We start from the raw sequence: 12,457 nt of genomic DNA, 5'->3' as shown, positions 1-12,457 counted from the left end.
GGTCAGGCCCGATGGCGTATGCCGTCAGCCCCGGGGCGTGACGTAGACCTTGCGGAGCGTCTCGGTGACGGTCCACGTCGTGCGAGCACCCTCGGGCAACCGCACGACGGAACCGGGTCCGAGCTCGAGCGTCGCACCGCCCTCCACCCCGAGGGTGGCGCGGCCGGAGAGCACGACGAAGACCTCGTCGGCCTCGACGTCGGTGACCGTGCCGGGGGTCATCTCCCAGATGCCGACCTCGGCACCCGCGACCTCGGCGAGAGACGTGACGGCCGCGGTCGGCACACCGGCGAGCACCTCCACCCCTGCGGGGACCTGCTCGTCCAGGGGCTCGGCACCCGCGTCGGCCACGAGGAGCGCCACCGCTGCTGGCGGTGCGGGGCGCTCGGCGGCTGACGGGTTCTCGGGCTCGGCGTCGGGTCCCGGGGTGGAGGGGTCGCTCGTCACCGTCGCAGACTAGTGCGAGCCGCTCGCGTGCCTTCGCGTCTCGAGCTCGGCGCGGAGCCGGGCCACCTCGGCGTCGGCAGCCGCCACGCGGTCGTCAGCCGCCGAGAGGGTCCCGTCGGCGGGGCCGGCGGTGGTGCTCCCGACGGGGCCGGCGGTGGCGTCGGGCTCCGACCGCATCTGGTCGACCTCGGACTTGAAGATGCGTGCTGACCGTCCGAGGCTGCGGGCCATGTCGGGCATCCGTTTCCAGCCGAAGAGGAGCACGACGGCGAGGGCGATGATGCTGAGCTCCGGCCACCCGAGATCTGCCACGGGAACCTCCTGATGTCGGCGGCACCGGCGACTTCCGGCGCCCGGGCACGCATGGTGATAGGGCACCGTAGGAGCCGCGGGTGGGAAACGGCCGGGAGCCGGCTGTGAGCCCGCCGAGCGCGGGGTCAGCACCGGTCGGCGCGTCAGCGCGCGACAGCTCCTGCGTCGACTCCGGCGTCGACTGCGGCGTCGACTCCGGCGTCGACTCCGGAGTCCTCGCGGGCAGCGAGCGTGTCGAGGTCGCGCTCGGCGTAGAGGCGGTGCTGCCACTCCTCGTTGAGGATGGTGCGCAGGATCCGGGTCACGGCGTACGGCTCCGGCTCGGGATAGCCGGCGGCCGTGACGGGCTCGGTCGTGCGGGCGAGGTCGTCGTCGGTGAGGCCGTCGACGACGCGACGCACCGTCGCCATCCGGTCGGCCCGCAGGGCGAGGACCTCGTCGAGCGTCGGGCGCGCAGCACGGTCGCGCGGCACGGGCGGACTGTCCGGCATGTCGTCGTGCGGCAGGTCGAGGGCGTCCCAGGGCTCCGGGTCGCCGAGGAGCGCTCGGCACACCCACGCGTCGGTGGCGAAGACGAGGTGGCGCTGGGTCTCGATGAACGACCACTCGCCGTCGACCCGCTCGTGCAGCTGCTCGGGCGTGAAGGTGCGCGCCCGCTCGACCGTGCCGGCCCAGAGTCGCTCGACGACGTCCCAGCCCTCGCGATAGCCGGCAGCGTCTGTCGGCCGCATCTTGGGCCGGTCGGGGTCACGGCGGTCGAGCTCGGCCTCGATGAGCGGCGCGACGTCGACCCCGTTGATGACGAGGTTCTCGACGTCGCCGGTGATGTCGACGTCCTCGAGCCAGACGTCACGCGCCCGCAGGCCACGCAGGTCCACCATCCGCAGGGAGGCACCCCGCAGGTCGACGTCGTGCAGCCGGGCTCCGTCGAGGTAGACGTCCTCGAAGGTCGCCCCGGTCAGCCGCACTCTCTCGAAGCGGGCGCCCTGCTGGTCGTCGTAGGTCACGTCGCTCATCCCGGTCTCCTTGGCTCGTGGTCGCTGGCGCCAGAGGAAGCCTAGAACCGGTCCCGGACGATCCGCGTCCCGAGACCTCCGGTCAGTGGACTCCCTCGACGATGAGCAGGACACCGAAGACGACGAAGGCCGCGGCTGCGCCCCACGTGATGACGCGCTCGGGCAGACGCTTGCCGAGGGTGGCGCCGACGACGATGGCGAGGGCGTCCGCGGCGACCATGCCCACGGTGCTGCCCAGCCAGGTGCCGAACCACCCGTGCTGGGTCGCCAGGGTGATCGTGGCGAGCATCGTCTTGTCGCCGAGCTCGGCGAGGAAGAAGGCGACGGTGACGGCGATGATCGCCGTGCGCCTCGTCGTCCGAGCGACGGCGGCCTCCTCGTCGGAGAGGGAGTCGCCGCGCAGCGTCCAGGCGGCGAAGAAGAGGAAGGCGACCCCGGCGGTGATCGAGATGGCGTCGCGCGGGAGGTTGTCGCCGATGGCGGCGCCGATGGCGACGGAGCCGAGGTGGACGACGGCCGTCGCGATCGTGATGCCGGCGAGGACGTGGAGCATCTTGAAGCGGGTGGCGAAGGTCATCGCCATGAGCTGGCTCTTGTCGCCGAGCTCGGCGACGAAGATGACTGCTGCACTCAGCAGGAACGCGGACATCGGATCGGTCTCCTCGGCGCAGCCACGAGGCACCGCAGGGAGCCTCGACCTGGCGCGCCCGTCGGTGGGTCGGCACGAGGTCGAAAGTCTCGTCCGCCGCGGGTCCGCGCCTGCCGTGCTGGCGTCGCGATCAGGGCCGACCGCACCGGGCCGGAGCCAGTATGTCGATGCGGTCGTTGGGGACTACTCCCTTTCGATGCGCCGACCGTAGGCCGAACGCCATGCGTCGTGCAACGTCTCGGTGCGCCTAGCGATTCTTCTCGGAAACCCTTGGGACGCCGATGTGCCGACAGCCGACGTAGTGACATCCCTTGTCGTTCAACGGATCCGGCGAGGCCGGTTCGAAGCTGACGAGAAGGGCGGCGACGGCCTGGTCGCCGAGCTCGACCTCGTGGGACACCTCTGCCGGCTCGCCGGGTGGGGTGACCTCGACCCGGGTCGCGCCGCCGAAGGGCTTGCGCTCCCGGACGACGACCTGGGCGTCGACGGCGATTCCGGTCTCGGCGAACCAGCGGAGCAGCGCCGGGTCGTCGTCGTCGATGCGAGCGACGAAGCGGCGCTCCCCCGCGGGGCTCGTCGCGAACGGCTCGGCGGTCGGCTGGTGCAGCACACCCTCCGGCGTGGGGATCGGGTCACCGTGCGGATCGCGCCACGGGCGGCCGAGCTGGTCGTCCATCCGGTCGACCATGAGCGTCGAGACGGCGTGCTCGAGCACTTCGGCGTCGTCGTGCACCTCGTCCCAGGAGTAGCCCAGGGACCGGACGAGGAAGGTCTCGACGAGGCGGTGACGGCGCACCATCCGCAGCGCCTGCTCGAGACCCTCGTCGGTCAGCCGCATACCGCCGTAACGCTTGTGGGCGACGAGCCCGCCGTCGGCGAGCTTGCGCGCCATCTCCGAGACCGACGACGTCGAGACCCCGAGCCGGGCGGCGACGGCCGCATTGCTCACCGTCTCGTCCTGCCACTCACCCAGGGAGAAGATGACCTTGAGGTAGTCCTCGACGGCGGTGCGGTTCTCGGTCCTGGCCACCGCCAGAGACTACGTGAGCAGCCGGGCCAGCAGCACGAAGCAACCGACGAAGAGGATCGTCGTGAGCGTCCCGGTGACGAGCCGCCGGGTCTCGAAGTTCGGCATGCCTAACTTCTATCATGGGCGCACCGAGCGACGGTCGGATCCCCAACGAGAGGCGCGTCACGCCAGGCCGTCGGCGACCGCGACGACGAGCCCGCCGAGCATGAACGCAGCGATGGCCGCTGCCAGCGCCGGAGCGGGCAGGTCGGGGATGAACCGGCGCCAACCGGTGACCGCCCCGCTCGCCCCGTGGTGCGCGTGGGTGAGGGCGTGGCCCTTCCCCCGCGAGAGGAGCTGTCGGTTGACCGGATAAGCCGCGGCGAACGCCGCGACGAGCGAGATCGACATACCGACCCAGAAGACGGCGTTGACGAGGCCGGCATCCATGGCGCCGGGGATCACGGCCATGACGAGGTTGTCGACGACCTCCATCGTGAGGATCGAGACGGTGTCGGCGGCCAGGACGAGCGCGAGCGCGGCGCGCAGCGACAGGCCGCTGCGCAGCAGGGGGAGGCTCGAGAGCGCGTAGCCGAAGAAGAAGGCGAGGGCCACGGAGAGGGCGATGGTCGCGCCGGCGGCGAGCCCGACGGCGGTGCCGATCATGAGGCCGAGGATCTCGCCGACGGCGCAGCCGGTGAGGCAGTGCAGCGTGGCGCCGGCCGCCATGGAGGCCAGCCCGCCACCCGGGCCCGCAGTCGCGTCCTGGGCACCAGGGTGCTCGTGGGCGTCGTGGTGCTCGTGCGCTGACGTCGCCGCCTCGTTCATGGTCGTCCCTCCGGTCGCGGGGGCCACGGGACCCGCTGGGCCCGCCGTCCGGCATACCCCCCATGGGTATGCCCTCCGCTGGTGTCAACGCGTGCCCGCCGTCGCTCATTCCCGTCTTCCGAAGTCGGGCGTTCGCCACTCCAACGGTGGAGCCATGCACAAGGATTGGATACGTGACACAGCACGTCGACGGTGACCACGCGCACCGGATCCTCCTCGACCATGCCGACCGGAAGGTGACCGGCCCGCTCGAGGACCCGGCGTTCCTCGCAGCGGTCGTCGGGATCGAGCGCCTCGTCGTCGCAACGGGATCCACCGACGTGCAGGTGCTGCACGCAGCGCTTGCGGGGCGGCGCGTGCCGGGCGCGGACCCCGAGCGCGTCGCCACCCTCGTCGCCGAGGCGACCCGTCACGTCGTGGCCGGACTCATCCGCCGCAGCACGGGCCAGTCCATCGACGCCGGCGTCGTCAACCCGGCCTCCGGCGGCTACGAGATCACGACGGACGCGACCCTGCTGCGTGCCGCCGTCCGGGCCGCGCAGGGCTCGATCGACGCGATGCCCTACTACGGCATCCGCTACGGCGAGCGCGGCTCCCGCTTCGCCACGACGGACTCCGCGTGGCTCATCTCGCTCGCCGCGCTGGCCGAGAGCCGCGCCGTGCACCAGGTCCAGTGGCTCTCGCGCGTGCTCGCCGCACGGGGGATGCCGACCTGGCTGCTTGAGATCCACCTCGACGCCCTCGTGTCCGAGGTGCGCTCCGTGGCCGATCCGGCCGCGGTGGGGTCGCTCCCCGCGGCGGCGGACGCGTTGGCGGTGGCCCGACGCCGACACGTCGACGACGAGCTGATCCGCTCGGCAGACGACTGGGCCGACGAGGCGCTCCGCCAGGACCTGCCGGTGCCGCGCACCGGCGCCCTCATGGCGGCAGCGATCGCCGACGAGCGGTCCGGGGTGACGCGGGACGACCGCGCCCTCATGGACTGGGTCACCGACCCGGCGCGGGTCGAGACCGACGTCGCGACGCGGCTGCTGGCCCTTCGGCGACGTCTTCTCGCCAGCGCCCGCTGACGGGTCGCGGGCGCACTCGAAAGTCAGTCGCGATCAGCGCTTGACCTTGACGCAGCGTCAGGGTTGCACGCTGTCCACATGACCACGAAAACAGCCATCGAGATCGTCGGGCTCACCAAGTCCTACGGCGACCACGCAGTGCTCAAGGGAGTCGACCTCAGCGTCCCCGCGGGCACGATCTTCGCCTTGCTCGGCTCCAACGGCGCCGGCAAGACCACCGCAGTCAAGATCCTCTCGACCCTGCTCAAGGCAGACGGCGGGACCGCCGCCGTCGATGGCCACGACGTCGCCACCGAGCCCGAACAGGTCCGCGCGGCGATCAGCCTCACGGGGCAGTTCGCCGCCGTCGACGAGATCCTCACCGGACGCGAGAACCTCGTCCTCGTCGCCCAGCTGCGACGTCTCGACGGCCCGGGAGCGATCGCCGACTCCCTGCTCGAGCGGTTCGGCCTCACCGAGGCCGGCGGGAAGCGCGTCGCGACCTACTCGGGCGGCATGCGCCGCCGACTCGACATCGCGATGAGCCTCATCGGCGACCCGCCGGTGCTCTTCCTCGACGAGCCGACGACAGGGCTCGACCCGCAGTCGCGCATCGAGGTGTGGAAGACGGTTCAGGAGCTCGCCGGCCGGGGCACCACCGTCCTGCTCACCACGCAGTACCTCGACGAGGCCGAGCACCTCGCCGACCGGATCGCGGTGCTCCACGAGGGCCGCATCATCGCCGACGGCACCCTCGCGGAGCTCAAGCAGCTCCTCCCGCCGGCGAAGGTCGAGTACGTCGAGAAGCAGCCGTCCCTCGAAGACATCTTCCTCGCGATCGTCGGCCACGACGACGCCGCCCACCAAGGAGCCCAGCGATGACCACCTACGTGTTCCACGACACCGACGTCCTGCTCAAGCGGTCCCTGCGCCACATCCTGCGCAGCCCCGACACCATCATCACCACGGCGATCACGCCGATCGCCATGCTGCTGCTCTTCGTCTACGTCTTCGGCGGTGCGATCGACGTCGGCGGCGCCTCCTACGTCAACTACCTGCTGCCCGGCATCCTGCTCATCACCGTCGCCTCCGGCATCGCCTACACGGCCTTCCGCCTGTTCACCGACGTCTCGGGCGGCATCTTCGAGCGCTTCCAGTCGATGCCGATCACCCGCTCGGCCTTCCTCTGGGGGCACGTGCTGACCTCGGTCGTGGCCAACCTGACCTCGCTCGTGCTCGTCGTCCTCGTCGCCCTGGCGATGGGCTTCCGCACCGGCGCCGGCGTGCTCGCCTGGCTCGCGGTCCTCGGGATCATGCTGCTGTTCACCCTCGCCCTCACCTGGCTCGCGGTGATCCCGGGCCTCACGGCCAAGACCGTCGACGGCGTCAGCGGGTTCTCCTACCCACTGATCTTCCTGCCCTTCGTCAGCTCGGCCTTCGTGCCGACCGAGAGCATGCCCGGCCCCGTCCAGTGGTTCGCCGAGCACCAGCCGGTCACCTCGATCGTCAACACCATCCGCAGCCTCTTCGAGCAGCAGCCCGTCGGCAGCGACGGCTGGGTCGCCCTGGCCTGGTGCGTCGGGCTCCTCCTCGTCGCCTACGCGCTCGCGATGCGCACCTACCGCAGCAAGCTCGCCTGACCCGGCATACGCCATCCACCTCGTGAAGGAGACCCTCATGAACAACCTGCTGAGCAAGATCATCGGCGACAAGAAGGAGTGGAAGGCCATGGAGGCGCGGGCGCACGCGTTGCCCCACGACTACCGGGTCGTCTACGGCGAGATGAAGGCGTACATGTGGCGCTTCACCTCGGGCGACGGCATGGACGTCGTCGCGGTCCTGCGCGACGTCCTCGAGCTCTTCGAGACCAGTGCTCGCGAGGGGCGGCGCGTCCTCGACGTCACCGGCCGCGACGTCGCCGCCTTCTGCGACGAGCGCCTGAGCGGCGTCACGACGTATGCCGACACGTGGCGGTCCGAGCTGAACCGCGCGGTCGCGTCGAAGGTCACCTCGAAGGTCGCAGAATAGGGCCATGCTGACCATCAGCCAGCTCGCGGCGTACGCCGGCGTCACCGTGCGCACCGTCCGGCACTACCACGCCAAGGGTTTGCTGCCCGAGCCCGAGCGCGACCACTCGGGCTACCGGCGCTACGACGCGGCGGCGGTGGTCCAGCTCGTCCGGATCCGCACCCTCGCCGACGCCGGGGTCCCCCTGTCCCGCGTCCACGAGCTCCTCGACGCCGGCGACGAGGAGTTCGCAGCGGCGGTCGAGCAGATCGACCGCCGCCTGCGCACCGAGATCCGCGAGCTGCAGCGGCATCGTGAGCGCATCGCCAAGCTCGCGGCCGGAGACAGCCTGGCCCTGCCGCCCGAGGTCGTCGCCTACGTCGACCGGATGCGCGAGCTCGGCTTCCCCGAGCGGCTCATCGAGGTCGAGCGCGACAGCTGGATCCTCATCGCGGCGCAGATGCCCGACGAGGTCGCGGCCTTCATGGAGATCAAGCAGAGCCAGATCGAGCACGAGGTGCTGCGCCGGCTCTACCTCGACATCGGCGACCTCGTCGACTGCGCCCCTGACGACCCCCGGCTGCCCGCGCTCGCCGACCGGGTGGCCGCCTTCATCGAGGCGGCGTCCGCCGAGGCCGAGGGCATCGAGGACGTGCACCCCGTGAGCGACGACCTCATCGCCCTGCTCGACGCGGCGTTCCTCGAGTCGTTCGCCTGCGCCGCCCGGCTGCTCGAGCTGCTCGAGGAGCGCGGGTGGACCGGGTGGACCGACATCCGGCGGATGGAGCCGGCGCGCTGAGCGATCGCGGACTGTCACATCTGCCGCGTCCCGCTCGTCAGTAGAGCGAGACACCCCCGCGAGAAGGAGACGACCATGAAGACGATGACCTGCCGAGACCTCGGCGGACCGTGCGACCTCGCCCACCAGGCCGGCACCGCCGACGAGATCATCAAGGCCCAGGACCGCCACCTCAAGGAGGCGGAGAAGTTGGGCGACGCCACCCACGATGAGGCCCGTCAGGCGATGAAGGCCCGGTGGCGGCACCCGAAGAAGTCGATGGCCTGGTACACCGGGACCAAGCAGACCTTCGCCGCCCTGGCCGACGACTGAGAGCTGGCGTCGATCCGGCCACCCGCCGTTCGTGTGGACGGGCAGGGTGGCCGTGTCGCGCTCAGTCCAGGCAGAACTCGTTGCCCTCGACGTCCTGCATCACCTGGCACGACTCGTTGAAGCCGTCGGCGCGCAGCAGCGTCCCCCGGGTGGCTCCGAGGGCGACGAGCCGTGCGCACTCGGACTCGAGGGCCGCCAGGCGCTCGTCACCGACGAGCCCCGTGCCGACCCGGACGTCGAGGTGGACCCGGTTCTTGACGACCTTGCCCTCGGGGACGCGCTGGAAGAACAGGCGCGGACCCACCCCCGTCGGGTCGGAGCAGGCGAACGCCGAACCCTGACGCTCCGACGGCAGCGACCGGTCGAACTCGTCCCACGAGGCGAAACCCTCGGGCGGTGGCGGCACCTCGTAGCCGAGCACCTCGCACCAGAAGCGAGCCACGCGCTCGGGATCCGCACAGTCGAACGTGACCTGGACCTGCCTGACCGTCGCCATGCGCTCACCCTAGAGGCGCCCCCGCGGGGCTCGCCACGCCGATTCCGTTGAGGGTGCGGGCGTCTCCGGTTGTCGGCCCCACCCACCTGTGTGAGCCTTGAGCGCGGCCGACCAAGGGCGTCGGCCCTGAACCAGGGGATGGGACATGCGAAATCGAACGCTTGCCCGCGGCGTCGCGGCCACGGCCGCGATGGCCGCGATCGTCATGGGAAGCAGTGGTGCGGCTTCCGCCAACGACAAGACGATGGTGCTCAAGAAGGCCGACGGCACCGTCGTGGTCAAGGCGACGTGGGATGACCTGACCGACAACCTCTGCGTCATCGTCTACGGCGGCTCGGGCGCGTGGGGACAGGTGGCGATCGGCTCCCACTACGGGCTGTCCGAGCCCGACCGCGCCATCCGTTCCGCGTCGAACTCGGGTGGGGCCGGGTGGTACTGCACCGGCAACCTGAGCATCCGTGAGGACGCGTTGTACGACATGCAGCTGCGTTGGGAGAGCTCCGCCGGCACCTGGCTCTACTCGCAGAAGCAGACCTTCTACACCTGAGCCGGCGACCGCCTCGGCGCCCGCCGCTGCTGCCACCACGATCGAACGCCGGTCCGACGTCAGTCGGGCCGGCGTTCGTCGTGCCACCTCGGGAGGCGTCTCAGAAGTTGTTGGCCATGTTGGTGAAGCGGCTGAAGTGGCCCTGGAACGCGACGACGATCGTGTCGGTGGGGCCGTTTCGGTGCTTGGCCACGATGAGGTCGGCCTCGCCCTCTCGCGGAGAGTCCTTCTCGTAGGCGGCCTCTCGGTGGAGCAGGATCACCATGTCGGCATCCTGCTCGATCGATCCCGACTCGCGAAGATCGCTCATCGCGGGCTTCTTGTCGGTGCGCTGCTCGGGACCACGGTTCAGCTGCGAGATCGCGATGACCGGCACCTCGAGCTCCTTGGCGAGCAGCTTGAGGGCACGGGAGAACTCCGAGACCTCCTGCTGGCGCGACTCGACGCGCTTGCCCGAGCTCATGAGCTGGAGGTAGTCGATGACGACGAGCTTGAGGTTCTCGCGCTGCTTGAGCCGGCGGCACTTGGCGCGGATCTCCATGAGCGACATGTTGGGCGAGTCGTCGATGAAGAGCGGCGCATCGGAGACACGGCCCATGGTGGAGGCGAGGCGGGTCCAGTCCTCCTCGCGCATCGTGCCCTTGCGCATGTGCTGCAGCTGGATGCCGGCCTCGGCCGAGAGCAGACGCATGGTGATCTCGGTGCGGCTCATCTCGAGCGAGAAGACGACGGCGGCCATCTTGTGCTTGATCGCGGCCGACCGGACGATGTCGAGACCGATGGTCGAGTTGTGCGTCGGGATCATCGACTCGCCGGCGAGGTACAGGTGGTCATCCGCCGCCACCTCGATGCAACGAACCGGGACCGACGCGATGCGACGCACGTCGGTGATGAACCGCGATGACCGGCGGGTGAGCGTCTTGCGTCGAAGCTCCTTGTGCAGGAGCGCCTTCCGAGGAAGCCAGAACACGTCGTCGTCACACGTGAAGTTGACGTCGTAGGCCGTGGACGACTCGACCGAGCGGCCCTTGACCGCGCGCGTCGCGATGGTGCACCGGTAGCCCAGGCTGACGACGAGCTCACGAACGCCCTCGGCCAGGACGCGGTTCGTCACGGTGAACTGCACACAGCCGGCATTGGTCACGGTGCCGTCGGTGTCGAGCAGACCGGCCAGCAGATCGCGACGCTGGGCCTCGCTGGCGCGCAGGTACGCCTGCGGGACGTGCTTGTCGCCCAGGACGCCGAGACCGCGCAGCAACGCGGTCACCGTTCCGTGCTCGTCGCGACAGACCTGGCACCTGCGGAGACCGGATGAGGGCCGGCCGCAGTCGGGGCACGAGGGGTGGGCACTGGCACCGAGACCCTTCGCGCGACCTCCACACGACCTTCCGCAGGTCTTGACCTGAGAAGTCCGCGGGACGAACTCTTCGCCGCAGACGACACACGTCCGGGCGGCGACGGGCTCGTCGGGCAGGGACAAGGAGTAGCGCATCCGGGCCCCAAGGGGCTTGACGACGAGACCCTCGGCCTCGAGTCGCATCACCAGCTCGGGGTCCGCCGTGGTGATCGAAGCCCCGGCACTCGTGCCGTCTCCGAGCCAGGCACCGAGTACATAGGGCGGGACAGGCAGCGACCGGCTCTCGAGCTGAAGGGCGCCCGCGTTCGCGATGGAGTGGTTGAGCCTCGCCTCGACCGTGGTCGTGCGCACAGAGAGCGCAATCTCTCCGGTGGTGCGCACCGACCCCACACCCTTGCCACGCCGCTCGGCGCGCGAGTGCGTCAACCACTGGTGCTGCTCGTCGGCGACCAACACCGAGCCGTCCGAGAACTCCACCTCGTAGCAGGGGCGGTCGTCCATGACCTCGGTGGCCGCCACGACGCGAGTGGGACGGCCGTCCGAACCGATGACGAAGTCACCGACGGCGACCTCGCCCATCGTCGTCCACCCGGCGGGTGTCGGGAGCGGCGTGTCGAGGGCGAGCGCCTTGCCCATCGCCGGTCGGGCGGCGATGACGATCATCTGGCCGGGGTGCAGGCCGTTGGTGAGGGCGTCGAAGTCGGTGAATCCCGTTGGCACACCGGTCATCTCACCGGAACGGCCCGACGCGACCTCGATCTCGTCGACCGTGGCCTCGATGATGTCGCCGATGGCGTGGTAGTCCTCGCCGCCGCGCTTGTCGGCCACGGCGTAGACCTCCGCCTGCGCCGCGTTGACGATGTCCTCGACGTCGCCACCACCCTGGGCGTAGCCGAGCTGGACGATGCGGGTGCCGGCCTCGACGAGGCGGCGCAGCACGGCGCGCTCGGCGACGATCTGGGCGTAGTAGCCGGCGTTGGCCGCGGTGGGCACCGAGGCGATGAGCTGGTGGAGGTAGGCCTGGCCGCCGACGCGCCCGAGGTCGCCGCGCTTGGTCAGCTCGTCGCTGACGGTGATGGCGTCGGCGGGCTCACCGCGACCGTAGAGGTCGAGGACGGCGTCGTAGATGAGCTCGTGGGCGGGACGGTAGAAGTCGGTGCCCTTGAGCTGCTCGACGCAGTCGGCGATCGCGTCCTTGGACAGGAGCATGCCGCCGAGGACGGACTGCTCGGCCCCGACGTCCTGCGGCGGGAGACGGTCGTCCGGGGGGCCTCCGTCACGGGTCGACGACGACGCGAACGCGCTCGTGCTCAGCTCAGCGAGCGACACGTGCTCCCCTTCCCCTGAGTAATGAATGACATCGGTGCAACCCGGTCCACACCAGTAGACAGCGTGGCGCTGACAGCGCCGGGCAGGACGGCGCCGACGAGACCTACCCAGCCCGTCGCGCGCCCTTCCCGAGGAGCACCCGCCCCACCGTAGGTGCGGGGATCCACGGACAACAACCTCAGCCGCCCCTCGACCTCGTCCCCCTGTGGACAACCGGTGGACGGACACCCTCGACACGCCGTCAACAGGTGTGGACAACGTGTGTGAACAACTGTGGGCATGTGGCGCCGGTCACATCAC

At 70.4% G+C, this 12,457-nt stretch carries 15 protein-coding genes; 7 read left to right on the top strand and 8 right to left on the bottom strand.

The features are described from left to right. Positions 1-24: 24 nt before the first annotated feature. From AC1DW8_RS08010 to AC1DW8_RS07985, 6 genes are all read right to left on the bottom strand, one after another. Positions 25-447, bottom strand: coding sequence for a cupin domain-containing protein (locus AC1DW8_RS08010; RefSeq protein WP_478093110.1), 423 nt, complete (start codon positions 445-447; stop codon positions 25-27). Between the two features lie 9 nt (positions 448-456). Then, complete coding sequence (locus AC1DW8_RS08005; RefSeq protein WP_478093108.1) at positions 457-759, bottom strand: Sec-independent protein translocase subunit TatA; 303 nt, start codon at positions 757-759, stop codon at positions 457-459. A 143-nt stretch (positions 760-902) separates the two neighbouring features. Further along, positions 903-1,775, bottom strand: a complete 873-nt coding sequence (locus AC1DW8_RS08000) for a DinB family protein (protein WP_235508543.1) — start codon at positions 1,773-1,775, stop codon at positions 903-905. A gap of 82 nt (positions 1,776-1,857) precedes the next feature. Next, positions 1,858-2,424: a TMEM165/GDT1 family protein gene (locus AC1DW8_RS07995; RefSeq protein ID WP_056823239.1), complete on the bottom strand. Its 567-nt coding sequence runs from the start codon at positions 2,422-2,424 to the stop codon at positions 1,858-1,860. Between the two features lie 247 nt (positions 2,425-2,671). Next, complete coding sequence (locus AC1DW8_RS07990; RefSeq protein WP_478093106.1) at positions 2,672-3,454, bottom strand: metal-dependent transcriptional regulator; 783 nt, start codon at positions 3,452-3,454, stop codon at positions 2,672-2,674. 162 nt (positions 3,455-3,616) lie between these two features. Then, positions 3,617-4,261: a DUF4396 domain-containing protein gene (locus AC1DW8_RS07985; protein WP_200958974.1), complete on the bottom strand. Its 645-nt coding sequence runs from the start codon at positions 4,259-4,261 to the stop codon at positions 3,617-3,619. A 173-nt stretch (positions 4,262-4,434) separates the two neighbouring features. Between AC1DW8_RS07985 and AC1DW8_RS07980 the strand changes: the two genes are divergently transcribed. The 6 genes from AC1DW8_RS07980 to AC1DW8_RS07955 all read left to right on the top strand — a co-directional run bounded on the left by AC1DW8_RS07980 (position 4,435) and on the right by AC1DW8_RS07955 (position 8,428). After that, positions 4,435-5,331: a hypothetical protein gene (locus AC1DW8_RS07980; protein ID WP_478093105.1), complete on the top strand. Its 897-nt coding sequence runs from the start codon at positions 4,435-4,437 to the stop codon at positions 5,329-5,331. Positions 5,332-5,409: 78 nt separating this feature from the next. After that, positions 5,410-6,192, top strand: coding sequence for an ABC transporter ATP-binding protein (locus AC1DW8_RS07975; protein WP_478093103.1), 783 nt, complete (start codon positions 5,410-5,412; stop codon positions 6,190-6,192). Further along, positions 6,189-6,950, top strand: coding sequence for an ABC transporter permease (locus AC1DW8_RS07970; protein ID WP_056779544.1), 762 nt, complete (start codon positions 6,189-6,191; stop codon positions 6,948-6,950). The genes AC1DW8_RS07975 and AC1DW8_RS07970 overlap by 4 nt, the downstream gene beginning before the upstream one ends. A 37-nt stretch (positions 6,951-6,987) precedes the next feature. After that, positions 6,988-7,338 carry a DUF1048 domain-containing protein gene (locus AC1DW8_RS07965; protein ID WP_478093101.1) on the top strand — a complete coding sequence of 117 codons (351 nt, stop codon included), beginning with the start codon at positions 6,988-6,990 and terminating at the stop codon, positions 7,336-7,338. Between the two features lie 4 nt (positions 7,339-7,342). Next, the gene (locus AC1DW8_RS07960; protein ID WP_056779550.1) at positions 7,343-8,116 is read left to right on the top strand and encodes a MerR family transcriptional regulator; all 774 of its coding nucleotides are present in this window, start codon (positions 7,343-7,345) and stop codon (positions 8,114-8,116) included. A gap of 75 nt (positions 8,117-8,191) precedes the next feature. Further along, the gene (locus AC1DW8_RS07955; RefSeq protein WP_056779553.1) at positions 8,192-8,428 is read left to right on the top strand and encodes a DUF1059 domain-containing protein; all 237 of its coding nucleotides are present in this window, start codon (positions 8,192-8,194) and stop codon (positions 8,426-8,428) included. Between the two features lie 61 nt (positions 8,429-8,489). Here the strand turns inward: AC1DW8_RS07955 and AC1DW8_RS07950 are convergent, their stop codons facing one another. After that, complete coding sequence (locus AC1DW8_RS07950) at positions 8,490-8,924, bottom strand: VOC family protein (protein ID WP_056779556.1); 435 nt, start codon at positions 8,922-8,924, stop codon at positions 8,490-8,492. 145 nt (positions 8,925-9,069) lie between these two features. Between AC1DW8_RS07950 and AC1DW8_RS07945 the strand changes: the two genes are divergently transcribed. Further along, on the top strand, positions 9,070-9,471 hold the full coding sequence (locus tag AC1DW8_RS07945) for a hypothetical protein (RefSeq protein ID WP_156415664.1): 402 nt from the start codon (positions 9,070-9,072) through the stop codon (positions 9,469-9,471). Between the two features lie 100 nt (positions 9,472-9,571). Here the strand turns inward: AC1DW8_RS07945 and dnaB are convergent, their stop codons facing one another. Then, on the bottom strand, positions 9,572-12,157 hold the full coding sequence (gene dnaB, locus AC1DW8_RS07940) for a replicative DNA helicase (protein ID WP_478093099.1): 2,586 nt from the start codon (positions 12,155-12,157) through the stop codon (positions 9,572-9,574). Positions 12,158-12,457: the final 300 nt, after the last annotated feature.

It is taken from the genome of Terrabacter sp. P2_E3 (assembly GCF_056403915.1).
The sequence above is the reverse complement of the archived record's forward strand: the minus strand, read 5'-3'. Positions and strand labels throughout refer to the sequence as shown.